This window comes from Streptomyces sp. 11-1-2, from assembly GCF_003595545.1.
GTDB classification, from domain to species: domain Bacteria; phylum Actinomycetota; class Actinomycetes; order Streptomycetales; family Streptomycetaceae; genus Streptomyces; species Streptomyces hygroscopicus_B.
Genome location: NZ_CP022545.1, coordinates 2698750 through 2724677, shown reverse-complemented (window position 1 = coordinate 2724677; position 25928 = coordinate 2698750). Strand labels below are relative to the sequence as shown.

Sequence of the window (25928 nt, the reverse complement as noted above, 5' to 3'; positions counted from 1 at the left end):
AGTCGTATTGAACCCGGCAGCGGGCCCGGACGCGTAACAACCCCTTCGGGTGTCACGGCCGGCGGGGTCACCGAACCCTTGACGCATGTCATGAGACGTTTTATAACGTCTTACATCTGGTGGGCGCAAGTAGCCCCCGCCGGGAATCAAAGGAGTCTCCGTGCCAGACCAGAACCCTGTGACCGTGATCGCCCGCTTCACCCCGGCCTCAGACCGCGCTCCGCAGCTGCGGGCCCTGCTCGAAGGAATGATCGCCCCGACCCGCTCCGAGCCGGGATGCCGCTCCTACGACCTCTACACCACCGAGACGGAAGCCTCGGACTTCGTTCTCCTGGAGCGCTACCAGGACTCCGCCGCCCTGGAGGCGCACCGCACGACGGCCCACTACAAGGCGTACCGCGCCCAGTTGTCCGACCTCCTCGCCAAACCGGTCGAGGTTTCCGTCCTCAGGCCGGTCAACGTCATCGGTTGACGACGGGCACGTCGCGACGTCGCGCGACCGCTCACGCGACGTCGCGCGACCGCTCAAAGGAGAGCACCATGTTCGACCTGCGCACCATTGACAAGAGCAGCCGCCGTGCGCTGTTCGCGTCCTGGCTGGGGTGGACCTTCGACGGGTTCGAGACCTACGCCCTCGTCCTCGTCGGCCCCACAGCCGTCATGGCGGTGGGCACCGAAGCACAGCTGGCAGACCTTCCCACCTACGTCAGCGGCCTGCTTGCGGCCACCCTCGCCGGCTGGGCGCTCGGCGGGATCCTCGCCGGCTTCGCGGCCGACCGACTCGGCCGACGCCGCACCCTCATTCTCTCCATCCTCTGGTACGCCCTCTTCACCGGTCTGACCGCACTCGCACCCGACTACTGGTGGCTGCTCACCCTGCGCTTCATCACCGGCATGGGACTGGGAGCGGAGTGGGGCAGTGCCACCGCCCTGATCGGCGAACTCTGGCCGGACCGTTCACGAGGACGAGCCGCCGCAGTACTTCAGTCGGGCTTCGGTGTCGGCGCAGTCATCGCCGCGCTGGCCTGGTACCTGCTGGAGCCCGTGGGCGACAACGCCTGGCGCTACCTCTTCCTGATCGGCACGCTCCCGGCACTCATCGTCCTCTACGTACGGCGGGCCGTCCGCGACCCGGAGATGTGGACCTCGGTCCGCGACCGGCGGCGCAAGGCCAAAGCCGTCCAAGAAGCCGGCGACACCGTCGCAGCCGCAGACAGGGAACTCCTGCGCTCCCCCTTCACCGCCGTCTTCAGCCACGCCCACCTACGCCGTCGCGGGCTGCGGCTGCTCGTGCTGACCGTCGTGTCGGTCATCGGCCTGTACGCCGTGTCGGCCTGGATCCCCGCATACACCGCCCAACTCGCCAAGGACACCGGCGAGACGGGCACCCGATGGGGTGCCAACGCCGGCCTGGTGTTCAACGGCGCCTCCGTACCCGGCTACCTCCTGCTCGGTTACCTGGCCGACCGCTGGGGCCGAAAACCCACCATGCTCCTCTACTACGCCGTATCCGCGGCCGTCGTCCCGGTCTTCTTCTTCGCCGTCCACACCCCGCAGGCGGCACTGGCCGTGGCAGCCGTGGCCGGATTCTTCATCCTGGGCCAGTTCGCCTGGATGCCCATCTACATGCCCGAGCTGTTCCCCACTTCCGGTCGCGCCACAGCGATCTCCACGGTGTTCAACTCCGCACGCATCGCAGGCGCGCTGGTCACCCTCGGCACCGGAATGCTCATCAGCCTGCTCGGCGGGATCACCGCCGCTGCCACAGTCGTCGGAGTGGTGATGTACGTCATCGCCATCGCCACCGTCTGGTTCGTCGGGCCGGAGACCAAGGGACAACCCCTCCCTCGGTGAACCGCTTCCAGGTCCCCACCGGCCACGACCGCACAACGGCAGCCGGTGGGACCAACTGCGAACTCCACCTGGCCGGTCAAGCACCACCCCACCCTGGGCCAGGAGCACCGAGCCGCATCACGGCCCCTGGACCCGCCGAGCGCAAGGCCGAGAAGGACGACTCGTCCGCGTCGTCCGCCGGCCACAAGCCGGTCCGGGCACTGGTCTGATCCGCCCCACCACCAGGAAAACCCCCGCGAGGCGGAACCGCTCGCCCCGCGGACACGTACGAGATCTGGAGAACCGACCGTGGCCCCTACTGCGAACTCCCTGCGCCGGGCGCTGAAAAGAGCCAGGGACGGAGTGGCCCTCGACGTCGCCGAGGCGGCCGTGCTGCTCCAAGCGCGCGACGAGAACCTGGTCGACCTCGCCGCCTCCGCCGCCCGGGTGCGCGACGCGGGTCTCGAAGCGGCCGGCCGCCCCGGCGTGATCACGTACTCCAAGAGCGTCTTCATCCCTCTCACCCGCCTCTGCCGCGACACCTGCCACTACTGCACCTTCGTCACCATCCCCGGCAAGCTGCGCCGGGCCGACCACGGCATGTTCCTCTCCCCGGACGAGGTCCTGGACATCGCCCGCAAGGGCGCCACGCTGGGCTGCAAGGAAGCCCTCATCACCCTCGGCGACAAGCCGGAGGACCGCTGGCCCGAGGCCCGTGAATGGCTCGACGCGCACGGCTACGACGACACCCTCGCCTACGTACGGGCGATCTCCGTCCGCGTCCTGGAGGAGACCGGCCTGCTGCCGCACCTCAACCCCGGCGTGCTGACCTGGACCGACTTCCAGCGCCTGAAGCCGGTCGCGCCATCAATGGGCATGATGCTGGAGACGACGGCGACCCGGCTGTGGTCGGAGCCCGGCGGCCCGCACCACGGCTCCCCGGACAAGGAACCGGCGGTACGGCTGCGGGTCCTGGAGGACGCCGGCCGCTCCTCGGTGCCGTTCACCTCGGGCATCCTCATCGGCATCGGCGAGAGGTACGAGGAGCGCGCCGAGTCGCTGTTCGCACTGCGCCGGGTCGCCCGCGCCTACCACGGCGTCCAGGAACTGATCATCCAGAACTTCCGGGCCAAGCCGGACACGGCGATGCGCGCCATGCCCGACGCGGAACTGGACGAGCTGGTCGCCACGGTGGCCGTCGCCCGGCACATCATGGGCCCCGCCGCCTGCCTCCAGGCGCCGCCCAACCTGGTGGACGACGAGTACGAGCGGCTGATCGGTGCCGGCATCGACGACTGGGGCGGCGTCTCCCCACTCACCATCGACCACGTCAACCCCGAACGCCCCTGGCCGAAGATCGAGGAACTAGCCCGGCGTTCCCTCGCGGCCGGCTTCGAGTTGCGGGAACGTCTCTGCGTCTACCCGGAGTTCGTCCGGCGCGGCGAGCCCTGGCTGGACCCGCGCCTGCTCCCGCACGTCACCGCCCTCGCCGACCCGGAGACCGGACTCGTCCGCGAGGCCGCGGTGGTGGAGGGGCGGCCCTGGCAGGAGCCCGATGAGGCGTTCACCGCCTCCGGCCGCACCGACCTGCACCGCACCATCGACACTGAGGGCCGTACCGGCGACCGCCGCGACGACTTCGACGAGGTGTACGGCGACTGGGGCGCCCTGCGCGAGGCCGCCGCCCCCGGGATGGTCCCCCAGCGCATCGACACCGACGTCCGCCAGGCGCTGGCCACCGCCGCCGAAGACCCGACCCGGCTCACCGACGCCGAGGCGCTGGCCCTGCTGCACGCCGACGGGCTCGCTCTGGACGCGCTGTGCCGGGTCGCCGACGACGTACGCAGCTCAGCGGTCGGCGACGACGTCACGTACATCGTCACCCGCAACATCAACTTCACCAACGTCTGCTACACCGGCTGCCGCTTCTGCGCCTTCGCCCAGCGCCGCACCGACGCCGATGCCTACACCCTCTCCCTGGACCAGGTCGCCGACCGCGCCCAGCAGGCCTGGGAGGTCGGCGCGGTCGAGGTGTGCATGCAGGGCGGCATCCACCCGGACCTACCGGGCACCGCGTACTTCGACATCGCCCGAGCGGTGAAGAGCCGGGTGCCCGGGATGCACGTGCACGCCTTCTCACCGATGGAGGTCATCAACGGCGCCACCCGCACCGGCCTGTCGATCCGGGAGTGGCTGACCGCCGCGAAGGAGGCCGGCCTGGACTCCGTCCCCGGCACGGCCGCCGAGATCCTCGACGACGAGGTCCGCTGGGTCCTCACCAAGGGCAAACTGCCCGCCGCCACCTGGATCGAGGTCATCACCACCGCCCACGAAGTGGGCATCCGCTCCTCGTCCACGATGATGTACGGCCACGTCGACCAGCCCCGCCACTGGCTCGGCCACCTGCGCACCCTGGCCCGCATCCAGGAACGGACCGGCGGCTTCACCGAGTTCGTCACCCTCCCCTTCGTCCACACCAACGCGCCCGTCTACCTGGCCGGCATCTCCCGCCCCGGCCCCACCGTCCGCGACAACCGCGCGGTGACCGCCATGGCCCGGCTGCTGCTCCACCCTCACATCCCCAACATTCAGACGAGCTGGGCCAAACTGGGCGCAGAGGGCGCAGCCGATATGCTCCGGTCCGGCGCCAACGACCTGGGCGGCACCCTGATGGAGGAGACCATCTCCCGGATGGCGGGGTCCTCCTACGGCTCCTACAAGTCGGTCCGGGACCTGGTCTCGGTGGCGGAGGCGGCGGGGCGCCCGGCCAGGCCGCGGACCACGCTGTACGGGGAGGTCCCGGAGGAGCGCAGGCGGGCCGCCGAGGCCTCCGACGGGCACCTCCCGGAGCTACTCCCGGTCCTGGACGCGTGATGATGTCCGGCTCACCAGGCAGCCGCTGGACCGTGCTGTTGCCGGTCAAGCCGTTCGCCCTGGGCAAGAGCCGTCTCGGGTCGTGGGCGGGTGCCGCCAGGCGGGACATCGCCCGGGCCGTCTTCCTGGACACGATGGACGCCATTCTCCACACCCCGGAGGTGTGCAGACTGATCGTCGTGACCGCTGATCCGGAGGCCCACGCCCTCGCCGCCGGGGCCGGTGCCGAAGGGATCCACGAAGCCTCGGTCGGCGGTCTCAACGCCGCCGCTCGCCTGGGTGCCGCAGCCGCAGCCGGCCATGGTGCCGGTGTCCGTACCGACCCGGTGGCTGTAGTCGCGGCAGACCTCCCGGCGTTGAAGCCGCACGAACTGGCGAGTGTTCTGGCCGAGGCCAGCCGTCATCCTCGTGCCGTCCTCGCCGACCATAGGGGCCATGGGTCCACGATCTTGACCGCGCAGGACCCGTCATTCCTTCTGCCCGGCTTCGAAGGCGCCTCACGCGCACGGCATGCGGCAAACGGCGCCTACGAGATCGCGCACTCCGGGGTTCCTGGCGCCCGACTGGACATCGACGTACCCGGAGACCTCGCCCTGGCCGCTGCCTTGGGTCTGGGGACGCACACCGCAGCGGTGCAGGCGAATCTCCCCCAGTGAGTCGCGCCGCGGCGAGCGGAGTGCGTTTCCCGTGTCGGAAGCCGGAAGAGGCTGAACGGCGGACAACGCAGCCTGGACGGCATGGAACCGGGCCCACCGCTGGGCGAGTTCACGGTCGAGTTCAGCGGCCTCGGCGAAGACGTCCAAGACGCGGTGGACAGCCTTGCACAGGTCATCCGCTTCAAGGAGCGTCAGCGCGCGGGACTTCAGCAGTATGCCGCCATCGTAGGCTTGAGCACGGCCCAGAAGCTTTCGGCTGCGGCGTTGTCAAAGCAGGAGCCGGTCCGGCCCGTGCTCTGGCGAAGCCCCAACCTGCCTGTCTCAGCGCGGAATTGAACTGAGGTGTATTCCTCAGATTCAACTGGTCGATGCAACACCGTCTTGTTGGAGCAACTGTAGGTACTTGTTGAATGCTTCGGCGGGTGTCTTCCAGCCGAGTGTCTTTCGTGGTCGGGTGTTCAAGGCGTGAGCGACTGCCTCGATCTCCTCGGCGCTCCAGCGGGACAGGTCGGTGCCCTTGGGGAAGTACGGACGCAGCAGGCCGTTAGTGTTCTCGTTCGTGCCGCGCTGCCAGGGGCTTTGCGGGTCGGCGAAGAAGACGGGGATTCCGGTCTCGACCTTGAACTGGGTGTGGGCCGACATCTCCTTGCCGCGGTCCCAGGTCAGCGATCGAGCGGCTGCGCGGGCAGGGTCGACATCGTTGTGGCCAGCGCGTTCTTCATCGATACTGCGCCGTAGCCGGCCAACGCAGGACCGTTCTTCGTCCGTTGGATCTCGCCGTACCCCTCTTCCCGGGGCAGGTGGACCAGCATGGTGAACCTGGTCGTTCGCTCCACGACGGTGCCGACCGCTGAACGTTCCAGCCCGATGATCAAGTCGCCTTCCCAGTGGCCAGGAACAGCGCGGTCCTCAGCTTCAGCGGGCCGCTCACTCAGGAGCGCTTCGGGCGTGACGTGTGCCCAGGTCTTGCGACGTGAGCGGGCTCGGGGTGCGCGTAGTGCGCGACCGGTGCGTAGACACAAGATGAGCTCGCGCTTGAGCGCGCCCCGACTCTCGATATAGAGCGCCTGGTAGATCGCCTCGTGGCTGATGCGCATGGACTCATCATCGGGGAAGTCGAGCTTGATCCGGTTCGCGATCTGCTCCGGGCTCCACGCCTGCACCCAGGCGCGGTCCTTGCGGTGCGGCTTGTTCCGGCCGGTCCACTTCCCCGTCGTTGGTCCCTCGATGGGGGTCCCGTCGGGGCGGCTGATCTGCCCGGACAACCGTTCTTGGACGTAGGCATGCAACCGAGGGTTCGTGACCAGCTTTGCCGTCTTCGGCCGCCGCGCGACCAGGTCGGCCTTCCACTGAGCGACCGACGCCCGGTACTCAACCTTTCCGCTGCGGGTCGCGGCATTGCGTCGCAGCTCGCGCGAGATCGTCCCAGGATGGCGACCGATGGTCCGAGCGATCTCGCGTACGCCTTTGCCCTGGACCTTGAGTAGCGCGATCTCCTCACGTTCACGAAACGACAGGTATCTGCCCGTAGGCGGCGTCGGGTCGAACGGGCGCATCCCGCCACCGTGGCGGAACCACCGGCCGCCAACAGGCTGTGACACTGTCCCTGCCGAATACTTCATCCGTGCAGGTCATGCTGCATGTTGGTATTCGTGGAGGATGCCGCCGAGGTGGTCGTGGCGGCGTATGTCCAGGCGGCTCAACTTGTCCGGATCGTTGATCGGTGTGGGCAGTGGGTGCAGCGGTCGGGCGTTGGCGATGCCCTGGTGGGGTCGGTGGGCGTTGTAGAACTGCTCGTCCTTGTGCAGGGCGTGCAGGAGGTGGCGCTGGTTCCAGATCAAGGTCCGGTCCAGGAGCTCACGTCTGCAGGTCTGTATCCACCGTTCGATGAGCGAGTTCATTCTCGGCATCTGGATGCCGCTGAGAACGATTGTGATCCCCGCGTCCGCGAGGACGCCATTGAACAGGGCGGGGAACTTCCCGTCCCTGTCTCGGATCATGAATCGTGCCCGGCAGTCGACGTCTTCGAGGTCCATGACCAGGTTCTTCGCCGCTTGTGTTACCCAGGAGGTGGTCGGGTGTGCGGTGGCGCCCAGGATCCGGATGCGGCGACTGCTGTGTTCGATCACCACGAGTATGTACATTCGCGCGCCGGACACGGTGACCGTCTCAAGGAAGTTGCAGGCCAGGAGGGCGTCGGCTTGCGAGCGCAGGAAGTCGGCCCACGTGCTGGAGCTCCGGTCGGGCGCCGGATCGATGCCGGCATCCTTCAGGATCTTCCAGACGGTCGACGCGGCCACCTTCACTCCCAGCACGAGCAGCTCACCGTGCAGCCGTCTGTACCCCCACTGTGGGTTCTCCCTCGCCAGACGCAGCAGCAGAATCCGGATGGAGCGCACCGTGGGAGGTCGACCAGGTCGCTGGGGTCGCGATAACGCGGCATGGTGGCGTGTGACGAGGTCGCGATGCCAGCGCAGCACCGTGTCAGGACGCACGAGCAGCCGCACACGCCGCAGGGTGGGTAGCGGAAGCCGGTGCAGCAGCGCCGCCAGGAACGCCCGGTCGCTTGAGCTGAACCGGACCTTTCTCTTGCCGAGTTGGCGTTCCAGGACCGCGATCTGATGGCGCAGGGCGAGGATCTCTGCATCTTTGTCCTGGTCGCTCATCGGCAGCAGACGCAGCACCGCGAACGCATTCGTCACACCGAGGTAGGCCAGTCGTAGCAGCACGATCGGTCATCATGACGCGTGGACCACCGGCTACGCGAGAGCGCCGGCTCGAGCGACCGCGGCCGACGACTGTGAGGTCCAGTGCGGGCCTCCGACCAGGGAGGATGAATTCTCGGCAAGCACAGTGTTCGCCGCGGATGGAGGAGCCGGATTGCCGGGTGACCGGCGCGAGGCCGGCGTAGGCGGCGAGGTGGCCGGCGGTGGCAAAGCCGGATCCGTCGCCGACGTCGATGAGGATGCGGGCCGCGGTCCTGATCCCGATGCCGGGCATCGAGATCAGGACCTGGGAAAGAGGGTGGGCCTCCAGGAGTTCTTCGATCCTCGCAGCGAGAACTTTGCGCTGGTCAAGCACGGACTGGAGCGAGCGGGCGAGGCTAGGGACGATCAAAGCCGCAGCGTCGGTGCCCGGGACCACGACGGTCTGTTCCTCGAGTGCGGTGAAGATGTCCCCGACCAGCCGCTCAGCCATCCGCGGTGCCTTGGGGCGTATCAAGGTCACGAGGCGACGGCGTCCGGCCTTTCGGATCTGAGCTGGGGAGCCGAACTGGTCCAGCAGCTTGAGCACGGCCGGGTGCTGGATGCGCGGGCCCAACACCCGTTCCAGGGAAGGGTGGATCTGGGTGAGCAGGCCACGGAGCCGGTTGGCGATCCGGGTTGACTCACCTGCGAGGTCGTCGTCGAACCCGGCGATCATCGCAAGCTCGGCAACGGTCTCGTCCGCGGGGTCGATCGGCCGCAGAGTGTGAGACATCGCTCTGGCGGCGTCCGCGATGATGAACGCGTCGCGGGCGTCTGTTTTCGCTTCGCCGGGATAAAGATCGGCGATCCGTCGCATCGTGAGTCCGGGCAGGTAGGCGACCTGGCATCCCGCGTCCTGAGCGACCGCCAGCGGCAGGGCCCCGATAAGCCGGCTGGTCGACGACCACCAGTACCGTTCCGTGCTTGGCCTGGAGCTTGTCGAACAGCTCCCGCAGCTTCGGTTCGCTGTTGGGCAACGGCTTGTCGAACGCCTTCTTCCCCGCCCGGTTGACGGCGGTGGCGTGGTGATCACCCTTGCCGACGTCCAGGCCCAGATAGATGTCGACACTACTCTCGTCCGTCATGCCTTCGCTCCCGTACTCGCGCTCTCCCCGGCCTCACCTGCGGCATCAGCGTGCCAGCATCCACGTTACGAAGAGACTGCCCACGGGGCGCTCTTGCCTCTAATCAGCGGTCTGCCAATGCCTCCGGCACCGGCGACACCACCTTTTCGATCATCTCGACTGGGGGACCAAGTCATACCGGGGCCGAAGAAGGCCGGGAGCCTCATTACGAGGCCACGAAGACGGTAACGGGGACCTGACAGCCCCGAATCCTGTCGACCGGGGCACGTACGGGTCGAAGATCCATCTGATCACCGAGCGGACCGGTCTGCCCATCTCCGTCGGGATACCGGCGCTACCGTTCACGACAGCCAGGCCATGATCCCGCTGGTGAAGGGCATACCTCCGATTCGATCCCGCCGAGGACCTCGCCGCCGCAAGCCCGGCAAGCTCCACGCCGACAAGGGCTACGACTACCGCCACCTGCGGCAATGGCTCTCCGGCCGAGGCATCCGACACCGTATCGCCCGCAAAGGCATCGAGACCTCACAGCGCCTCGGCCCACATCGCTCGACCATCGAACGCACCCTGGCCTGGCTCGCGGGATGCCGCCGACTCCACCGCCGCTACGGACGCAAGGCCGAACACTTCCTCGCCTTCACCAGCATCGCCTGCACCCTCATCTGCTACCGCAGACTCGCCAAATGAGATGGCCCCTACTTGGCCAAGGGGTCATGCCGGCCCGAAAACTTTGCCAGGGTTGAGAATCCCGGCCGGGTCGAGAGCACGCTTCACCGCGCGATGCATCTCCAGGACGGCCGGGCCGAGTTCACGGGTGAGGCCGGGCCGCTTGAGCAGTCCCACACCGTGCTCACCAGTCACCGTCCCACCCAATTCAAGGGCGTCCGCGATGATGTCGTCGAACGCCGCGCGGGCCCGGACCTGAGCCGCCGCGTCACCGTGTTCCGTCACCAGCAGCGGATGCAAGTTGCCGTCGCCGACGTGCGCGATGTTAGCGATGGTGATTCGGTGCCTCTCCGCGGTCCGGTCGATGCGGGCCAGCATCTCCGCCACCGCCCCGATGGGCACACAGACGTCCTCCGTGAGTACCGGCCCCAGCCGCTCGAGCGCGGGGAAGGCCAGCCGGCGGGCCGCGAAGAGCATCTCGGACTCTTCCTTTGTCTCCGACCGGTCCGCCCAGGTAGAGCCAGCCCCGCGGAAGCAGTCGACCATCCGGCGGGCGCCCTCCTCGGCGGCGGAGCCATCGTCGTCGAAACGGGCCAGGAGGACCACGTCCGCCTCGGCGGAGAGCCCCATGTTCTTCCAGGCATCGACCGCGCGCAGGCAGTGCCGGTCGACGAGTTCCAGCGCGGCCGGCCGCAGCCCGGCGGCAGCCGTCGCGCGCACCGCGTCACCGGCCTGCCCGACGCTGTCGAAGTAGCCGACGGCGGTCACGCCGACCGGAGGCAGGCGTCGCAGCCGGACCGTGATCTCGGTGACGACACCAAGAGTGCCCTCGGCACCCACCATGAGGCCCACAAGGTCGTAGCCGGCGACCCCCTTCGACGTACGGCGCCCGAGCCGGACCACCTCGCCCGTGCCGGTCACGACCTCCAAACCGAGGACATAGTCGCGAGTGACGCCGTACTTGACGCAGCACACTCCGCCGGCGTTCGTCGCGACATTTCCTCCAATGGTCGACCAGGGCGAACTGGCGGGGTCAGGCGGGTACCACAGGCCGAGCGCCGCTACATGGGCGCGCAGGTCGTCGTTGACCACACCGGGCTGCACGACGGCGAGGCGCTCCAGCTGGTCGACATCCAGCACCCGATCCATGCCGTCCAGCGCGAGGATCACGCCGCCTTCGACGGCATTGGCGCCCCCCGACAATCCAGTACCGGCGCCGCGTGCAATCAACGGGGCTCCTTCCTCCAAGCACGCACGAACCACGGTCCGGACCTCGTCGGTGGTCTTGGCGCGCACGACGGCCACCGCTCGGCCGACAGGCGCCCACACCGCCTGGTCGTGGGAGAGACCGGCGACGATGTCCGGGTCGGTCACCACCCGGCCGGCGGGCAGCCGTCGCCTGAGTGCTTCGGCGATACCCACGGCAGGGGGCGTCGTGCTGGCGAAGTCCCGCTCGGTCACCCGCACACCTCCAGAGAAGTTGACTCAAATATGAATGCAACACAGATGGCACCATGCCGCCGGGCAGCCGGTTCATGGACGATGTTCACGAAAGACCGATGAAGTCTTGAGGCGCCTCTTGCTCCGTTCCTCCCCCTGGGTGGCGCGCTTCCCGGCGCGACCGGCTCGGGCTCGAAACGCGTACCGGTCGGGTGCGGCGAGTGGTGCCAGGCACTCGGGGCGGCGGCACTGGCCAGGAGCGCCGCCGCCCAGCGCGGCGGTCAGGCAGAGCCGCGGCGTCCAGGCTTACTGGGCACGGCAGGTCCTGAGGTAGCTGAGGAACGATGCCTGCAGCCCAGTCACGTGCGTATCGTGCATGAGTGCGCTGGTGACGGATCCGCTGCGTGAGGTGAGGCGGTGAAGGAACGTGGCCGTGTTCTTCGTTAGAGTCTGGTAGACCGCCAGGTCTCCGAGGATCTCTCGGTCGTTGAAGGTCACGTGAAGTTTGGTAGCAGGCAGGGTGTCACCCATTGCTTGAAGACGAGCGAAGACCTGACTGTCTGCATTGACAATTCCGGGGCTGCCCGCGCCGATGCTCTCGAAGAAGGTGCTATTGGTGAGCCAGGCGTAGAGACTGAAGAGTCCGCCGTAGGAATAGCCGAAGAGGCCGTGACCGCTCGGGGCTGTGCCGTAGTCGCGTTCGATCCGCGGGTGTAGGTCGTTGGTAAGGAAGTTCAGGAACATATCCCCGCGGCTGTCGCTCAATTCAGCGAGGTAGGCGTCGGCTTGCTCGCGAGTCGTCGTGCCCGCTTCGACCCCCATCTCCACCGCATCGACGTACTCCTTCGCGATGGGTTCGCCGGGGGGCACGAGGTCTCGGTTGCGCAACCGCTCCCAGTGCTCTGCTTCCTCGCCTGCGTAACCCACGCTGACTTGGACGTAGGGTTGAATCGGCTGCATGGGGTCCAGTTGGGTGACGATGAGTGGGGCGGTCATGCCCACGGCCCAGTTGCCGTCGAGCACGTACACGACAGGCGCTTGCGCCGCGGCAGGGTCGTAGCGCGGTGGCGTGGTGACCCAGACGCCGTAGTCGTGCCCACCGCTGGAGCGCATCTCGAAGTAGTCGGTGTGGGGGAGGCAGCCCTGCCACATGGTGCTCATCTGAGGTCCTTTACGATTTGGCCGGCCTGGATTACGAGGACGGCGTTGGTGGGGTCGGAGAACAGTTCTGGGTCTTCGAGCGGGTTGCCGTTCCAAAGAACGAGGTCTGCCTGCGCGCCGGGAGTGATGACACCCACCTGGCCGGACAGGCCGAGGATCTCGGCGTTGGTCCGGGTCGCCGCCACGAGCGCTTCCATCGGCGTCTCGAGGGCTGCGCGCAGGCTGAGTTCTTTGCCGCGACAGTCCTGGGCCGGACCGATGAGATCGGAACCCAGCCCGATCCGTACTCCGGCGTGCTTGGCGACAGCGAGCGCCTTCGTCATCTGCTCGCGTACGCCCTTGGCCCGGTCGCGGATCGACTCGGCGAGACCGGCTCCGGCGGTGTCGTGCAGCAGTTGCTCGACGACAGCGAATGTGGGCACGAGGGCAACCTCGCGAGCGGCCATCAGGGTCGCTGTGGATTCGTCGAGGCTGGTGCCGTGCTCGACACAGCGCACCCCGGCCTCGACCGCATTTCGTATGCCCTCGTTGTTGTGGGCGTGAACTGTCACATAGGTGTTCCGTGCCGCAGCTTCCTGAACTGCAACAGCGATCTCTTCGACGGTGAACTGGGTATCGGTCAGTCGATCATGTGCGCCCACCACTCCGCCGGTCACGCAGAGCTTCAGGAAGGAGGCTCCGCGACGGAACGCTTCGCGGACGTTGTGTCGCAGCTCGTCCGCGTTGCCCGCCATCATGGAGAGGGCGCACAGGCCCGGGATGTGGTGGCTGCTCCACAGCTCGGTGGGTTCCCATTCGGCTCCGTAGTAGCCGTGCCCGCCGATCTGGCACTGAACAGGTCCGCACGACAGGACGCGCGGCCCTCTGACCTTGCCCTTCGCAATCGCGGTGACGACACCGCCGTCGATCCCGCCGGTGTCGCGAACGGTGGTGAAGCCGGCGTCGAGCGTCGCGCCGGCCGTGGCGAAGATGTCCGCCGCGATCTCGGCGGCGCTTATCTGAAACGAGAAGTGCGGCTGGATCGGGCTCGACAGGCCCAGGTGGACGTGAGCGTCGATCAGACCGGGCGTCATCGTCAATCCCTCGGCATCGAGACGCTCGCCGTGCGAGCTGGAGGCACCGAGCTGGGTGATGCGGCCGTTCTCGACAGCGATGACGACGTTGCTGGGATCGCGCCCCGATCCGTCGATGACCGTCGCGCCGACTACCTGAGCAGGTCCCATGGTCGATCCTCCGCCGTTGCGAGCTGACTGCGACCATGTGTGAAGCAACACGGAACCGCCAATCCTTCTTTTCCAATGGATAAACTGTGGGAGTGATCCTGTCAACCTCGGAACGCAAGGGCAGCGCGCGCGAGCGACTCCTGGTACGGCTTCTCGACGCCTTCGGCGAGGTCCTTCCCCCGCCCGAGATGTCGCTCCGTGAGATCGCCGCCCGGATCGAGACCAGCCACGCCTTGTTGCGATACCACTTCGGGTCACTCTCGGGCGTCTTGGCCGCCATGCTCACGGCGCAGCGATCCCGTGACAACGAGGCACTTTTGGAGGCCGCCCAGCAGGGCACCTTCGACGACTTCGTCGTGGCGATCTGGCGTGCCTACACCCGGCCGGAGCAGCTGTCGCGTGCCCACGGCTTCTTTTACGTCGTCGGACTGGCCGCGTACGGCCCTGAGGACTTCCGTGAGTTCGTAGAGTCGATCGGCGACCTGACCGTGATGCTGTCCTCACTCGCGGAACGCGAAGGGCTGGACACCAAGGAAGCGCGGGATGTGGCCACCGTCACCATTGCCGCGATGCGCGGCCTCCTCTTGCAGGAAGTCCTGACGCCCGGAACCCGCTCGGAGGAAGCGGTCACCTTGATCCTGCGCATGCGAGAGGGCCAATCCGTTCCACGATCACGTCCGGAGCGTTAAGCAGGCCCCCGGCTCTTGCCGCCGCCTCACCTGATCCCGCGGACCCTGTCCGCAGACGCACTGACAAGCAGCCTCGACCATCGGTTGCTTCACCTTTCCACGTGCTAACCGAATGTTCGGTTTGCACGAAGGGAGGTCTGCTCAGCTGTCGCGTCCGGAGCCGACCTCACCTTTGTGGCCCCGCCTATGGCGGGGATGTCCTCACGGTGACCGCCGAGGAGCGCGCGACTTGGCTCTCGAACCATCCGAGGTCGCCGCGGGATACGACCTCACCAGCCAGTCCTTTCCCGCCTCTGCCAGTCTCATGGCTTCTGACAGCGGGGCATCGGCGCACACGCGCGCGACAACTGTTGGGTACGACGACGGAAAGTGGCGACAACAGTCGCCGGAACCTGGACTCTGACCTGCGTAATGTGCGGACAACGGGCGGAGCGGCGACCCTCCGCGCCGCCAGAGGAACCGTCTGGTCCGGCAACGAGAAGGTGGGTTGGAACATGGCTGAGAGCACAGACGCTGTCGTCGTCGGGGCCGGGGTAATCGGATCCTCCATCGCTCTCGAACTGGTGCGGAGCGGTCTGCGGGTCGTCGTGGTCGACAAGTTCGGCGGCGCAGGCAACGGCTCCACCAGCGCCTCGAGCGCCGTGGTCCGCTTCACCTATCCCACGATCGCGGGCGTCAACGCTGCTTGGGAGTCCCGTCACGGCTGGGAAGCATGGCGCGACCATCTCCAAGCACCCGCCAGCGAACCCCTCGCAGCGTTCAACCGCTGCGGCGTCACCATGCTGGACGTGGACTTCGCACCCTGCGGCCTGTTCACGCGACACTTCGACAAGGTCGGTGTCCCGTACGAGAAATGGGGTGCACGAGAGCTGTCCAAGCGGTTGCCCGCCGTGGACACCGGCCGGTACTTTCCGCCCCGCCCCGTGGACGACGACGAGTTCTTCGCCGACGCGTCCGCTCGGCTCGGTGCTCTCCACACACCCGACGGGGGCTTTATCGACGACCCGAAACTCGCCGCGCACAACCTTGCTACGGCGGCCCAGCGGCACGGAGCCGCCTTCCGGTGGAAGACCCCCGTCACCGCGGTGATGCGGCGCGGGGGACGCGTGCGCGGGGTGCGCCTCAAGGATGGAACCGAACTGTCCGCCGGGGTGGTCGTCAACGCGGCCGGCCCATGGTCGGGACAGCTGAACCGGCTCGCCGAAGTGGGCGGCGACTTCACCGTCGGTCTGCGGCCGCTGCGCCAGGAGGTGCACCACGTAGCGGCGCCCGCCGGCTACCACGACGCCGGCGGCGACGGGCACGCACCGGTGCTGGCCGATATGGACCTCGGCACGTATATACGGCCCGAGGGCAGGGAGTTCCTGCTCGTCGGCGGCACGGAACCCGAGTGCGACCCGCTGGAATGGCTCGACGATCCGGACGACGGGAGTCCCACTCCGACCGTGTCGCAGTTCAGGACGCAGGTGACGCGGGCGGCTCGCCGACTGCCCGGCCTGCGCGTTCCCAACAAGCCTCGTGGTGTGGCAGGCGTGTACGACGTGACCGACGACTGGACCCCCGTATACGACCGAACCGAACTTGCCGGCTTCTACGTGGCCATAGGCACCAGCGGCAATCAGTTCAAGAACGCCCCTCTGGTAGGCCGCCTCATGACCACCCTGATCCACGGTGTCGAAGGCGGGCACGACCACGACCGGAGTGCGCTCACGCACACCTGCGAACACACCGCCCAAACCATCGACCTCGGTGCGTTCTCACGCCGACGTCGGCCGGCCCCATCCACGGGCACAGTCCTCGGCTGACGCCGGCCGCTGAGCCGGGTTCCCCGTCGAAAAGGATGGCCTCGTACCAGGCGGTCGACCACCTGTGCAAACCCGGCGAGCCGGAGCTGGGCAACCCCACGCACTGTGCGAAGCGCACATCAGCGTCACCAGCGATGTCTTCGACGAGCTGGCGGATCCTGCTCGCCGTTGCCGCCCCGAAAGCGTCAACAGCAGTTCTCTTCTCTGCTGGAGTCAACGACCGGTGTGGTGGGGGTGTCACCTGTCCCCCGGTCGCGGTCTGGGCCGCCGGGGGCCGGTCAGGCGCGCTCGCGGCCATCCGGCAGCGCATCAGCCGCCTGACGGGGGAGAGCACACCCAGCTGAAGGAGCCCACCTGCATGGACCACTACATCGTCTCGGCCGACCTGGTGCCGGGCAACCGGTCAACGTCGCTGCGCATCATGGCGACTTTGCACAGCCGCAACGCCGACATCCACGAGGTGAGCTTCCGGCGCAGGCCCGCAGGCACGTCCGTCTTCAGCGCCGTAGTATGCGCAGATCCCGAGCGCCTTGACCATCTCGTTGCGGCACTGGGCAGGCTCGTGCACGTCACGGGGGTGACGGCACGGCGAACGCCGCAGGTTCTGCGGCAACCGTAGCAACGTTGCCTAGCTGCTGCCCGTGCTCAGAACACCACGTCCGGCGCTTTCATCGATGTCGGCAAGCGGGGGTGCAACTCTGCCATCTTCAGGCCGATATGCGCGGCCAGTCGGTCATCGCCGACGTCCAGTCGCAGTCCAGTGAGCTGCTCAACGCGATGCAGCCGTTTGTAGAGTGTGGAGCGGTGGATATGTAGGGCGGTGGCGGCATGCTGGGCATCGCCGGCGTGATCGAGATACACCCGCAGGGTTTCAACCAGCCCACGGTGCGCGGGGTTTGAAAGCAGGGATCGCAGCCCCGGGTGGATGCCCTCGGCAAGCTCGTCGGGGGTGAGCTTGCCCAATAGCGCGTACACGCCCAGCTGTGTATGAGCCACCACTTGACCCAGGGTGCCCGTGATGCGGGCGACCTCGGCAGCGCGGCGGGCTTCCTCGTAGGAAGAGTGGGCCTCCGTGAGGCGTGGGCGTGGCCCGCCTACGCCTACCCAGCACAGGGCGGCCCGTCCCAGGCCGAGTTCTGCGACCAGCTTTTCGCGCAGTACCTCGGCAAGCTCGGCGGCATTGCGCTCGATGACCTGGGAACGTGCCCCAGGCCAGATCGTCAGCAGAAGCGCGTGATCCGGACGCGTCAGGGCCAATCCGCGCGAGGGGGGAAGCCGTCGTCGACAGTGGTCGACGGCGATCTCGAGGGCCAGACGGCGTTCTTCAGCCAGAGGCTCGCCTTCTTCGCGCGCCACCATGGCTACCAGGACGGTGACCGGGCCAGCCACGGCGTGTTCCTCCTCGACGAGCGCGGCACCCGCCTCCGTCCGGAGTGCCTGGTCCGGGGCGATCAGGTCGCGGACCAGCTCCCTGGCATGGCTGCGAGTCACTTCGACGCCAAGGTAGCCGCGGTGCAGGACCAGGGCGGCTTGCGCAGCCGCCTCGCGCAGCAACTCGACTGCCCGGTCGCCGATAGGGCCATCGGAGCCGATCAGCCATACGTAGCCGAGTAGGGCATCGTCATAGCGGATCGGCATGCCGACCCGTTCCATCGTGATGCCGATCTGGGGGCACGGCGGAAGAGTGAAGACATCGGAAGCCTGGGCAGCGCCCTGCTCGCAGACGTGCGCGACCAGCGCGGTCGACACACCACGGTGCATGACCGATTCGATCCGGGCGTCGTCCACGTCGCCAGTGTGCGCGTTGTACGCGAGCAGCTTGAGTCGCGTGTCGTCGATGGCGATCGACCGACCAAGGCGGGCACCGAACGCGTCGACAAGTCGCTGCAGCTCCGAAACCATCTCGGCACTGTATAGGGGGCATGAACTTTCCACAGATCGACATACGGCGCCAGCCATCCATCAGGGACGCGACATACGAAGCGGGGCATCAGGACCGCATGTTCCTACAGTAGTAGCTCGTCTTGCATCGTTGGCCGGGTGGTCGACGTGCCGCTGGTCGGGTGAGCAGACCTGTCTGCAGGACCTGATCTTGGAGGTGGTCGTGGGGCGTCGACTGACTGTGTTCGTCCGGCCGATCAGCGTGGAGGAAGGCCGCCGCTTGCAGCGGATCAGCCGGACGGCGAAGGAGCCGGTGTGGCTGCGGTGGGCGATCGTGGTGGCGTTGTCCGCCCAGGGCCAGACGGTCAAGGACACTACCTCGCTGATGCAGGAGCGTAGAGCTGCCAGTTGCTTGATGGGGGCTGTCGTTGGGTGGCCGCCCTCCTCATCCGGGTTCAATGACGTGTTGCCACGCGGATCAGGTCGGCAACTGTACGAAGGCGGCTGTGCGGCGGCCAGGCGATCGCCGTTGTCACGGGCGGAGCGTCCAGGACCGGTACGGCGGCGAGGTTCCGGCGCAGGTCGGCGCCGGCTGACTCGGGAATGACCGCGGTGCTGCGGCCGAGCGCGATCAGCTGGAAGAGCTGTGTCAGGTTCCGTACCTCTGCGCCCGGTCCTTCGGGGTAGCTGCCGCCGGGGTCGGGCCAGCGGGCCATCGGGAGCGTTGGCAGGGTGGTGATGTCGGCCATCCGGATCTGAGAGGACGTTCGTGTCATCTATACGCCGGTTTGGGGCAGTTGGGCCGCGCTGGATTCGTCGCGTACAGGCAGAACAAGCGGTATGCCTCTTCAGTCGGAGCACACTGGGACTTGGGTTTTGCCCGGGTTACTACCGGTACCTTCTGTCCGGTTCGAATACGACCCTGAAGCTGGCTTTTGCCTCGCTCGATCGAGCGATATGCCCGGTTGGGGACCTCGTGCATGAGTGGTTCCATGACCTCTTCGCAGCAGCGCGAGCCCAACCCGAGCGATCTCTCCGATGCCCGCTGGGCGTTGATGGAACCGGCCTTGACAGCCTGGCGGGCCGAGCGTCAGAAGACCTCGCTCAACCTCGGCGGAAAGGTCACTGACCTGCGAGAAGTCATGAACGCGATCCTCTTCCTCAACCGGACCGGCGTCCCATGGCGCTACCTGCCCCACGACTTCCCGCCGCACACCACCGTGTTCGGCTACTTCAGCGCCTGGACCGCCGACGGCACCATCGAGAAACTCGGCCTCCATCTGCACCGCATGGTCCGTGAGCAGGCAGGACGCACCGCCGAACCCACTGCCTGCGTCATCGACGCCCAGAGCGTCAAGACCGCTAGCAGCGTGCCCATCGACACCCAGGGCACCGACGCCGGTAAGAAGATCGTGGGCCGCAAACGCAGCATCGTGGTCGACACCCTCGGCCTGTTACTGCTGGTCATGGTGACGGCCGCCAGCGTCTCAGACAACGAGGCCGGCAAGGAACTCCTTACCCAGATCGCCGCCGACCACCCCACGATCACCAAGGCATGGGTCGACACCGGCTACAAGACCCAGGCCATCGAGCACGGCGCCGCCCTCGGCATCGATGTCGACGTCGTCCCAAGGAACGCGCAGGTCAAGGGATTCTCGGTGATCGCGAGGCGCTGGGTGGTAGAGCGAAGTTTCGGGTGGATCATGATGCACCGCCGCCTCGCCCGGGACTATGAGACGAAACCCGCCCACTCCGAGAGCATGATCCGCCTCGCGATGATCTCCAACCTCGCGAAACGAGCAACCGGCGAAACGCCCATAACTTGGCACAACCCATGAACTATCCGGTTTTTAACCGGAACGTCCTCCGAGAGCGGTCGGCGAGCGGGTGTGAGGCCGGCAGGATCGCGACCTGTCCCTCTGTGTACAGGGTTTCGGTGTCGAGCCCGGCTGCTGAGTCGAAGGGCAGGTGGAGCAGAGCTACGTCGGCTTGCCCGTCCTGCAGCAGTTGCTGGTGCTGGTGTGCCTCGCAGAGCAGTAGCTCGACGGTGGCTGCGCCGGGTTCCGCGGCGTAGGCGTCGAGCAGTTTGGTCAGCAGCTCGCCGGCGGTGCCGGTTTTGACGGCGAGGACGAGGCTGGGGTGTGCTGTCGCGGCCCGTTGGGTACGCCGCTCAGCCGCGGTCACTGCGCTGAGGATCGCGCGTGCTTCGGCCAGCAGCACGGCTCCGGCCTCGGTGAGCGTGACCTTGCGGGGCCGCCCTCAGTCGTGCCGCCCCGCCCCGCAGCAACCAAGATCACCGGGTGGCAAAGGGAAGGCTGGGCGTTGGTATCCGGCTCTTGGCATGAGGGGTGGCTCGCGGGAGGGGGCCCTTGCCATCATCGTTTGGTGAACGATGACCAGCGCATACACCCCTCGAAGGTGGCCGACGACCGTGCGTCGCTCACCTCGTTCCTAGACTGCCAGCGGGCCACCCTGGCCATGAAGCGCCAGGGGCTGACCGGCGAGCAGCTGAAACAGAAGGCGATCCCGACCTCACGGCTCACACTTTTGGGCCTGTTACGCCACGCGGCTTCCATCGAGCGAAGCTGGTTCCGTTTCGCCCTGGGCGCTGAGGATGTCAGGTCGCTTTGGCCTGGCGAGGTCGACGGCACGTTCGCCGAGCTCCACGTCGAGGACGCCGACGTGGATGAGGCGTTCGGAGTCTGGCGCGAAGAATGCGCCCGTGCCCGCGCAGTCGCTTCTTCCTTCGCTTCCCCCGACGACACCGTCAACGTTCTGGGCGTCACCGCCCACCCTACATGCGCATGGGTCAACCAACTCGCCCGCAACCTGCTCATGGACCTCGAAGACAGAGCTGGGTGCTTCCGGTTCCTCATCCGTGACCGGGACAACAGGTTCACCGCCGCATTCGACGCCGTCTTCGCCGGCAACGGCACAGCTGTCATCCCGACTCCGCCGCAAAGCCCCCGGTCAAACGCGTTCGCCGAACGATGGATACGCACAGCCCGCGCCGAATGCATCGGCCGACTCCTCATCACCGGCGAACGACACCTCCGTGCCGTCCTCACCACGTACGCCGAGCACTACAACACCGGACGGGCCACCGCAGCCTCGACCTACGCGCCCCAGACGACCGCCCGAGCGTCATCCTCCGGCCCGCTGCCGTAGTCCGACGGCGACAGCTACCCGGCGGCCTGCTCAACGAGTACCACACCACGCCACCCCAACGACTTCTCCATCCACAAGAAGCACCAAGCTCAGCGGCCTGATCGGAATATTGACACCCTTGACGGGACCGCGACCGCGAACGTGGGACGGCGGTGGCTGGGCCGATACGGCAAGACCGGCGGCCTGCCGAAGGCCACCCGGCAGCACCATCCGGCCCGAGACGATCGCCGACCTCATTCTGCGGGCTGCGCCCCCGCGTGGCTCGATGTGTCTGGTTCGCCGGTGTAGCCCCCGTGAACGCGGGAGACTCCTCGCGGGGAATCGATCTCGGTGGCGCGCGTGAAATCCAAAAAGCGAGCCGCGACGGGCGAGAGGTCCTGAGAGCAGTGGTACATCACGCCGATGACCCTGGTTGCTCCCGGAGAATCCACGGGTACCGCCACGAGATCATCCAGGCCGAAACCCTGCAACTCCAAGGCCGGCAAAGCTGCCACGCCCACGCCGGCCCGTAGCAGCCCACGGATCGTCGCCGCGCTACAGGCATTGAAGTGGTGGCTCACCGAGATCGAGTACTTGCTGAACGCAGCGTCAGTGATCGCTCGGATGCTGGTTCCGGGCCGCGTTGCGACCACGGTCTCACCGTTGAAGTCCGACCACGAAATGGAGCTCTGCGCTGACCAAGGATGGCTGTGGTGCGCGACGCCGTAGAACTGTTCCCGCAGCAGTGGTGTGAAGCAGAAGCCGTCCGGCAGGTCACCATGGGCGGTCACGCCGAGTTCGACAGTCCCACTTTCGAGGCGTTCGACAACTTCATCCGCAGCCCCGTCGATGATCTCGAACTCCACCTCGGGGTGATCCAGCATGAAGCCGCGCATCATGTCCGGCAGCACAGCCGCCGCGAGCGACGGAAGCGCGGCTACGGAGATGGTTCCGGACTGAGCCGCTACGTATGACATGAAGCGGCTCAGTCGCATGTCCATGTCGTCGAGGACAGCGCCCGTCATGAGCAGAAAGGCCTGCCCTGCGGCCGTGATGTCGAGTTGCCGAGTGGTGCGGTCGAACAACCGCACTCGCAGGAGACGCTCGACTTCCTTGATCCTTCTGCTGAGGACTGACTGAGAGATGTGCTCCGCCGCGGCTGCTTTCGTGAAACTGCCGGATGCGGCGAGTGCCCGGACTGCGCGAAGCTGCTGCAGCGTCAGGTCAGGGATTGGCATGGCTCCACCTATAGCCGCACACTCGGGTGGACGTGGCATTCACGACTGAGCCTGCGGTCCGGCAGCGTAGTAGCCGTTGTCGGTGTGCCCTGCCAGCTCCGAGCGCTTGACCGTTTCCCGCGACATGCCGCAGGGCACAGGGGGGCGGACAACAACAGCTGACGGCCACGGCAGGCACGGGACAGGACGACGTGATCGTTGATCAACACGTAGAGTGCACGAGAAGGGTGTTCAGGTCTTCGTTCACACGTCAACCTTGAACGCCCTCCTCCCACGCCTGCGGACCGACCTCAGTTCACGTGGTCTTCACGCGATCAACCGCCTAGTTCGACCTTGAGCGCACGTGGTTCGCGATCGCCGCGTCGTCGTTCGCTCCGTACATGTCGTCGATCAACGTTGCGAACGAGTTCACGATGGCATTGCGCTTGATCTTGCCGTTCGCGGTCCGTTCGCCGCGCTCGACTTCCAGCGGCCGCGGCAGAACGCGGAAGTCCTTCAACTGCTCTACGCGCGCGAGGTCCGCGTTGACCCGAGCGACCTCCGCTCGCAGGCGTTCGGCCAGCACCTCTGCCGACCGGGCGTCTGCGGTTGTGCTCGGTTCGAGCAGGACGGTGAGGTATTTGCGGGCATCGCCGACGATGATCGCTTCGTTGATCAGCGAGCTCTCCTTCAACCGATTTTCGATGGGCTGAGGATTGATCGTTTTGCCGCCTCGGGTGATGATCACGTCCTTCTTCCGGCCGATGAGTCGGATGTCGCCGTGGGTTGTGCGCTCCATCAGGTCACCAGTGCGGAACCAGCCATCCTGGAAAACAGCCTCGGTCTCCGCCGGGTTGCGCCAGTATCCGTCGAAGAGCAACGGCGCGCGGAGCAGCATTTCGCCATCGTCCGCGACCTTCACCTGGAACCGCGGGTCCGGGAATTCCCTGCCGATGAAGCCCGGACGGGGGAACGGCTGGTTGAAATGAGCTATGGGACACCCGGCGGTCTCGGTGAGACCGTAGTTTTCGCGGAGATCGAGCCCCCAGATCTGCCAAATCGCGATGACGCTTTCGGGCATCGAGGCAGATGCGGTGTAGGCAACCCGGATACGATCCATTCCGACGGTTGCCCGCAGTGGCAAGAACACCCAACGAAGTGCGGCAGCGTACGCGATCCGCAACAGTACCGAGGGCCGGCGATGGGACCATCGGCGTTCGGCTACCCTGCGGCCGGCCCACATGGCGGCGTCATAGGCGTAGCGACGAAGGCGCGGCCAGACCTCCGTCTGTGCGATCAGTTCGCCGGCGATCTTCTCGTAGAACCGCGGCGGCCAGAGCACTGCCGTCGGCCGCACCGAGCGCAACACGTCTTGGTAGTCACCAATGGGGCAGTATGTGACCACCAGCCGTGAGAGCAGCGGCGCGAATACCGACACCACCGCCGGCGCTACGTGGGCCAACGGCAGGAAGCCCACGACATCGTGCTCGTGACTGAGGATCTGCGGGTAGAGGCCGACGAAGGTCTGAACCGAGTGCTGAAGCGTGCGGTGCGAGTGTGTGACGCCTTTCGGAACTCCCGTGGATCCCGACGTGTAAAACAGCACGGCGGCATCGTCGAGGGATCCGCCGGCGACCAACTCGGACAGAGGATCGGCGCTGTCGTCGGCGTACTGTGTTCCTTCTTCGCACAGAGCTTCCCACGTCGTCCTTTTGATCACCTCGGGTAGCTCCGGCGGAGTGGCGTCGATTCCGACCACGAGCCGCAGCTTCGGTGTGTGTACGGCGACCTCCGCCACCTTGATGAGCTCCGTCGTCGTCTCGCCGATGAAGGCGACGGCCTCGCTGTGTGCGAGGAGTTGCTTGATCTCGGCAGGTGAGTTGGTCGGATAGACGCCGATCACGGCGCCGCCGACACTCTGCACGGCCAGCGCGGCGAACACCCACTCCGGGCGTGCGCTGCTCATCACCGCGACGCGATCGCCGTGCTGCACACCTTGTGCGATAAGGCCGAGCGCGAGATCTTGCACGCGATCCCGGTACGTCCGCCACGTGATCGCCTGCATGACCCCATCACGCCAGTAACGCAGCGCGACGGCGTCGGGTTCCCTGTTCGCGCGATCGAGCAGCAGCCCCGGTAGCGTCCGGGTTGGCTCGAAATTGGTCAGATCCATGACACGGCCTCTCTTCCAGAGCCGACAAGCCCGGGCCCGATGAGATTCATGCGGCACTCTCCCCGAGGTGCAGGAAGTCACCTCGGTACCACGTCACCGGCTTGCCGCTACCTGTCCGCGCGTCGTGTACACGGCCGATGAGGATTACGTGATCTCCGCCGGGTACGGCTTGCTCCAGTTCGCAACCGATGACTGCCGCTGCATCGGGCAGTAGCGGGTGACCCCTCTCATCGAATTCGAAGGCTCCGTACGCGAACTTGTTTTCACCTTTTGTCGCGAACTTGATCGCCAACTCGGCGTGTGCGGGTGTCACGATGTTGACGATGAACCGCTCAGCTGCCATGAAGACGGGAGAGCAGTCCGCTCCTTGGTCCAGGCACACAAGGACGAGCGGCGGATCGAGCGACAGCGCCGCGAAGGAACTCGCGGTGAACCCGTGGAGCGTGCCTGACGCGCTTCGCGTCGTCACGATCGTCACGCCTGAAGGGAAGCGGGCCAACGCCGAGCGGAAGGCGACCGGGTCCAGCCCTTGAAATTGATCAACCATGATATCCCTCGCGGGCAGCTCGGGCAGCTCGGGCAGCAGGGTCCTTGAAGACCGTGCGCGCGTCGGCAACCGTGACGCGGAGCTGCTCTTCGACCGGCCAACTGGAAGTCCCTGAGTGCAGGGCCCGTTTCAGTGCCGCGAACACGGCAGGTGGTTTCGCCGCTGCCGCCCGCGCGTACGCCATCGCGATCGCGAGCAGGTCGTCCTGCTCGACCACCTGGTCGACGATGCCCATCCGCTCCGCATCGAACGCGTCGACGGGCTCTCCGCCCAGCAGGAGGCGCCGGGCCGCGCGGTCGCCCAGGACCCCGCGCGCTCGAGTGATCCCCTTCACGGCCGGCAGCATCCCGTGGTTGATCTCGGGGAAGACGAAACGCGCCTCAGTCGACGCGTACACCATGTCAGCGAACAGTGCCATTTCGATGCCACCACCGACGCACCAGCCGTTGACCGCGCACACCAGCGGCCGGGCAAAGTCCTCCAGTGCGCAGAGCAGCGCGTGAAACGACGCCATCCGCTCGACCATCGAATCGGCGCCGAAGTCGATGGCTTCCTTGATGTCGCCACCCGCGCAGAAGAAGCGCTCACCAGCTCCCGTCAAGACCACTGCGGGGGTGTCAGGGCCGCTGGCGAGGGTTTCCAGCGTCGTTGTCAGCTCGCTGAGGAGCGAGTTGCTGAGCGCGTTCGCCGGCGGGTGGTTCAGAGTGAGTACAACCACGCCGTCCACTTCGTCGGACGCGTGGACAGCGCTGGGCGCTGTGTTGTGCGAGGCAATGCTCATGCT

At 66.8% G+C, this 25928-nt stretch carries 19 protein-coding genes and 5 pseudogenes; 11 read left to right on the top strand and 13 right to left on the bottom strand.

What is annotated here, in order from left to right:
• Positions 1–160 precede the first annotated feature (160 nt).
• The 5 genes from CGL27_RS11315 (at position 161) to CGL27_RS53455 (ending at position 5699) form a co-directional block, all read left to right on the top strand.
• Positions 161–472: a putative quinol monooxygenase gene (locus CGL27_RS11315; RefSeq protein ID WP_119986343.1), complete on the top strand. Its 312-nt coding sequence runs from the start codon at positions 161–163 to the stop codon at positions 470–472.
• A 68-nt stretch (positions 473–540) separates the two neighbouring features.
• A complete protein-coding gene (locus tag CGL27_RS11310; protein ID WP_119986341.1) occupies positions 541–1854 on the top strand; it encodes an MFS transporter in 1314 nt (437 codons plus the stop codon).
• A 288-nt stretch (positions 1855–2142) separates the two neighbouring features.
• Positions 2143–4707: a bifunctional FO biosynthesis protein CofGH gene (locus CGL27_RS11305; RefSeq protein ID WP_119986339.1), complete on the top strand. Its 2565-nt coding sequence runs from the start codon at positions 2143–2145 to the stop codon at positions 4705–4707.
• A gap of 2 nt (positions 4708–4709) precedes the next feature.
• Complete coding sequence (gene cofC / locus CGL27_RS11300) at positions 4710–5363, top strand: 2-phospho-L-lactate guanylyltransferase (protein WP_119986337.1); 654 nt, start codon at positions 4710–4712, stop codon at positions 5361–5363.
• 81 nt (positions 5364–5444) lie between these two features.
• Complete coding sequence (locus CGL27_RS53455; protein WP_162952959.1) at positions 5445–5699, top strand: hypothetical protein; 255 nt, start codon at positions 5445–5447, stop codon at positions 5697–5699.
• A gap of 21 nt (positions 5700–5720) precedes the next feature.
• On the opposite strand, the pseudogene CGL27_RS11290 reads toward CGL27_RS53455, so the two are convergent.
• The 3 genes and pseudogenes from CGL27_RS11290 to CGL27_RS11280 all read right to left on the bottom strand — a co-directional run.
• Positions 5721–6919: pseudogene (locus CGL27_RS11290) on the bottom strand (IS30 family transposase).
• 75 nt (positions 6920–6994) lie between these two features.
• Complete coding sequence (locus CGL27_RS11285; RefSeq protein ID WP_119986335.1) at positions 6995–8092, bottom strand: integrase core domain-containing protein; 1098 nt, start codon at positions 8090–8092, stop codon at positions 6995–6997.
• Positions 8093–8216: 124 nt separating this feature from the next.
• Positions 8217–9195: pseudogene (locus CGL27_RS11280) on the bottom strand (IS110 family transposase); the annotation flags it as partial.
• A 229-nt stretch (positions 9196–9424) separates the two neighbouring features.
• Between CGL27_RS11280 and CGL27_RS11275 the strand changes: the two are divergent.
• Positions 9425–9882 (top strand): annotated as a pseudogene (locus CGL27_RS11275) (IS5 family transposase); the annotation flags it as partial.
• 24 nt (positions 9883–9906) lie between these two features.
• Here CGL27_RS11275 and CGL27_RS11270 read toward each other — a convergent pair.
• The 3 genes from CGL27_RS11270 to CGL27_RS11260 all read right to left on the bottom strand — a co-directional run bounded on the left by CGL27_RS11270 (position 9907) and on the right by CGL27_RS11260 (position 13685).
• Positions 9907–11277, bottom strand: a complete 1371-nt coding sequence (locus CGL27_RS11270) for an FAD-linked oxidase C-terminal domain-containing protein (RefSeq protein WP_205587914.1) — start codon at positions 11275–11277, stop codon at positions 9907–9909.
• Positions 11278–11607: 330 nt separating this feature from the next.
• Positions 11608–12462 (bottom strand): alpha/beta hydrolase-fold protein, encoded by an 855-nt coding sequence (locus CGL27_RS11265; protein WP_119986333.1) that lies wholly within the window; start codon positions 12460–12462, stop codon positions 11608–11610.
• Positions 12459–13685: an amidohydrolase family protein gene (locus tag CGL27_RS11260; RefSeq protein WP_119986331.1), complete on the bottom strand. Its 1227-nt coding sequence runs from the start codon at positions 13683–13685 to the stop codon at positions 12459–12461. The genes CGL27_RS11265 and CGL27_RS11260 overlap by 4 nt, the downstream gene beginning before the upstream one ends.
• Positions 13686–13771: 86 nt before the next feature.
• Between CGL27_RS11260 and CGL27_RS11255 the strand changes: the two genes are divergently transcribed.
• The 3 genes from CGL27_RS11255 to CGL27_RS11245 all read left to right on the top strand — a co-directional run bounded on the left by CGL27_RS11255 (position 13772) and on the right by CGL27_RS11245 (position 16798).
• Positions 13772–14374, top strand: coding sequence for a TetR/AcrR family transcriptional regulator (locus tag CGL27_RS11255; RefSeq protein WP_205587671.1), 603 nt, complete (start codon positions 13772–13774; stop codon positions 14372–14374).
• A gap of 494 nt (positions 14375–14868) precedes the next feature.
• Positions 14869–16179 carry an FAD-dependent oxidoreductase gene (locus CGL27_RS11250; RefSeq protein ID WP_119986328.1) on the top strand — a complete coding sequence of 437 codons (1311 nt, stop codon included), beginning with the start codon at positions 14869–14871 and terminating at the stop codon, positions 16177–16179.
• Positions 16180–16537: 358 nt separating this feature from the next.
• On the top strand, positions 16538–16798 hold the full coding sequence (locus CGL27_RS11245; RefSeq protein ID WP_119986326.1) for a hypothetical protein: 261 nt from the start codon (positions 16538–16540) through the stop codon (positions 16796–16798).
• A 26-nt stretch (positions 16799–16824) separates the two neighbouring features.
• On the opposite strand, the gene CGL27_RS11240 is transcribed toward CGL27_RS11245, so the two are convergent.
• Together CGL27_RS11240 and CGL27_RS11235 are read right to left on the bottom strand one after the other, a co-directional pair.
• Positions 16825–18081: a helix-turn-helix domain-containing protein gene (locus CGL27_RS11240; protein ID WP_119986324.1), complete on the bottom strand. Its 1257-nt coding sequence runs from the start codon at positions 18079–18081 to the stop codon at positions 16825–16827.
• 434 nt (positions 18082–18515) lie between these two features.
• Positions 18516–18821 (bottom strand): annotated as a pseudogene (locus CGL27_RS11235) (LysR family transcriptional regulator); the annotation flags it as partial.
• 231 nt (positions 18822–19052) lie between these two features.
• Between CGL27_RS11235 and CGL27_RS11230 the strand changes: the two are divergent.
• Positions 19053–19898 carry an IS5 family transposase gene (locus CGL27_RS11230; protein WP_119986322.1) on the top strand — a complete coding sequence of 282 codons (846 nt, stop codon included), beginning with the start codon at positions 19053–19055 and terminating at the stop codon, positions 19896–19898.
• A gap of 31 nt (positions 19899–19929) precedes the next feature.
• Here CGL27_RS11230 and CGL27_RS11225 read toward each other — a convergent pair.
• Positions 19930–20310: pseudogene (locus CGL27_RS11225) on the bottom strand (LysR family transcriptional regulator); the annotation flags it as partial.
• Positions 20311–20445: 135 nt separating this feature from the next.
• Here CGL27_RS11225 and CGL27_RS51880 point away from each other — a divergent pair.
• On the top strand, positions 20446–21228 hold the full coding sequence (locus CGL27_RS51880) for a DUF664 domain-containing protein (protein WP_240450465.1): 783 nt from the start codon (positions 20446–20448) through the stop codon (positions 21226–21228).
• Between the two features lie 233 nt (positions 21229–21461).
• On the opposite strand, the gene CGL27_RS11215 is transcribed toward CGL27_RS51880, so the two are convergent.
• The 4 genes from CGL27_RS11215 to CGL27_RS11200 form a co-directional block, all read right to left on the bottom strand.
• Complete coding sequence (locus CGL27_RS11215) at positions 21462–22445, bottom strand: LysR family transcriptional regulator (RefSeq protein ID WP_162952958.1); 984 nt, start codon at positions 22443–22445, stop codon at positions 21462–21464.
• A gap of 322 nt (positions 22446–22767) precedes the next feature.
• On the bottom strand, positions 22768–24597 hold the full coding sequence (locus CGL27_RS11210; RefSeq protein ID WP_119986318.1) for an AMP-binding protein: 1830 nt from the start codon (positions 24595–24597) through the stop codon (positions 22768–22770).
• 46 nt (positions 24598–24643) lie between these two features.
• The gene (locus tag CGL27_RS11205; protein WP_119986316.1) at positions 24644–25144 is read right to left on the bottom strand and encodes a flavin reductase family protein; all 501 of its coding nucleotides are present in this window, start codon (positions 25142–25144) and stop codon (positions 24644–24646) included.
• Positions 25137–25925: an enoyl-CoA hydratase/isomerase family protein gene (locus tag CGL27_RS11200; protein WP_119986314.1), complete on the bottom strand. Its 789-nt coding sequence runs from the start codon at positions 25923–25925 to the stop codon at positions 25137–25139. The genes CGL27_RS11205 and CGL27_RS11200 overlap by 8 nt, the downstream gene beginning before the upstream one ends.
• Positions 25926–25928 lie beyond the last annotated feature (3 nt).

Coding starts and splice junctions, on each gene's coding strand:
- CGL27_RS11310 (WP_119986341.1), top strand. CDS start 541: ATGTTCGACCTGCGCACCATTGACAAGAGCAGCCGCCGTGCGCTGTTC.
- cofC (WP_119986337.1), top strand. CDS start 4,710: ATGTCCGGCTCACCAGGCAGCCGCTGGACCGTGCTGTTGCCGGTCAAG.
- CGL27_RS53455 (WP_162952959.1), top strand. CDS start 5,445: ATGGAACCGGGCCCACCGCTGGGCGAGTTCACGGTCGAGTTCAGCGGC.
- CGL27_RS11265 (WP_119986333.1), bottom strand. CDS start 12,462: ATGAGCACCATGTGGCAGGGCTGCCTCCCCCACACCGACTACTTCGAG.
- CGL27_RS11260 (WP_119986331.1), bottom strand. CDS start 13,685: ATGGGACCTGCTCAGGTAGTCGGCGCGACGGTCATCGACGGATCGGGG.
- CGL27_RS11250 (WP_119986328.1), top strand. CDS start 14,869: ATGGCTGAGAGCACAGACGCTGTCGTCGTCGGGGCCGGGGTAATCGGA.
- CGL27_RS11245 (WP_119986326.1), top strand. CDS start 16,538: ATGGACCACTACATCGTCTCGGCCGACCTGGTGCCGGGCAACCGGTCA.
- CGL27_RS11240 (WP_119986324.1), bottom strand. CDS start 18,081: ATGGTTTCGGAGCTGCAGCGACTTGTCGACGCGTTCGGTGCCCGCCTT.
- CGL27_RS11230 (WP_119986322.1), top strand. CDS start 19,053: ATGACCTCTTCGCAGCAGCGCGAGCCCAACCCGAGCGATCTCTCCGAT.
- CGL27_RS11215 (WP_162952958.1), bottom strand. CDS start 22,445: ATGCCAATCCCTGACCTGACGCTGCAGCAGCTTCGCGCAGTCCGGGCA.
- CGL27_RS11210 (WP_119986318.1), bottom strand. CDS start 24,597: ATGGATCTGACCAATTTCGAGCCAACCCGGACGCTACCGGGGCTGCTG.
- CGL27_RS11205 (WP_119986316.1), bottom strand. CDS start 25,144: ATGGTTGATCAATTTCAAGGGCTGGACCCGGTCGCCTTCCGCTCGGCG.
- CGL27_RS11200 (WP_119986314.1), bottom strand. CDS start 25,925: ATGAGCATTGCCTCGCACAACACAGCGCCCAGCGCTGTCCACGCGTCC.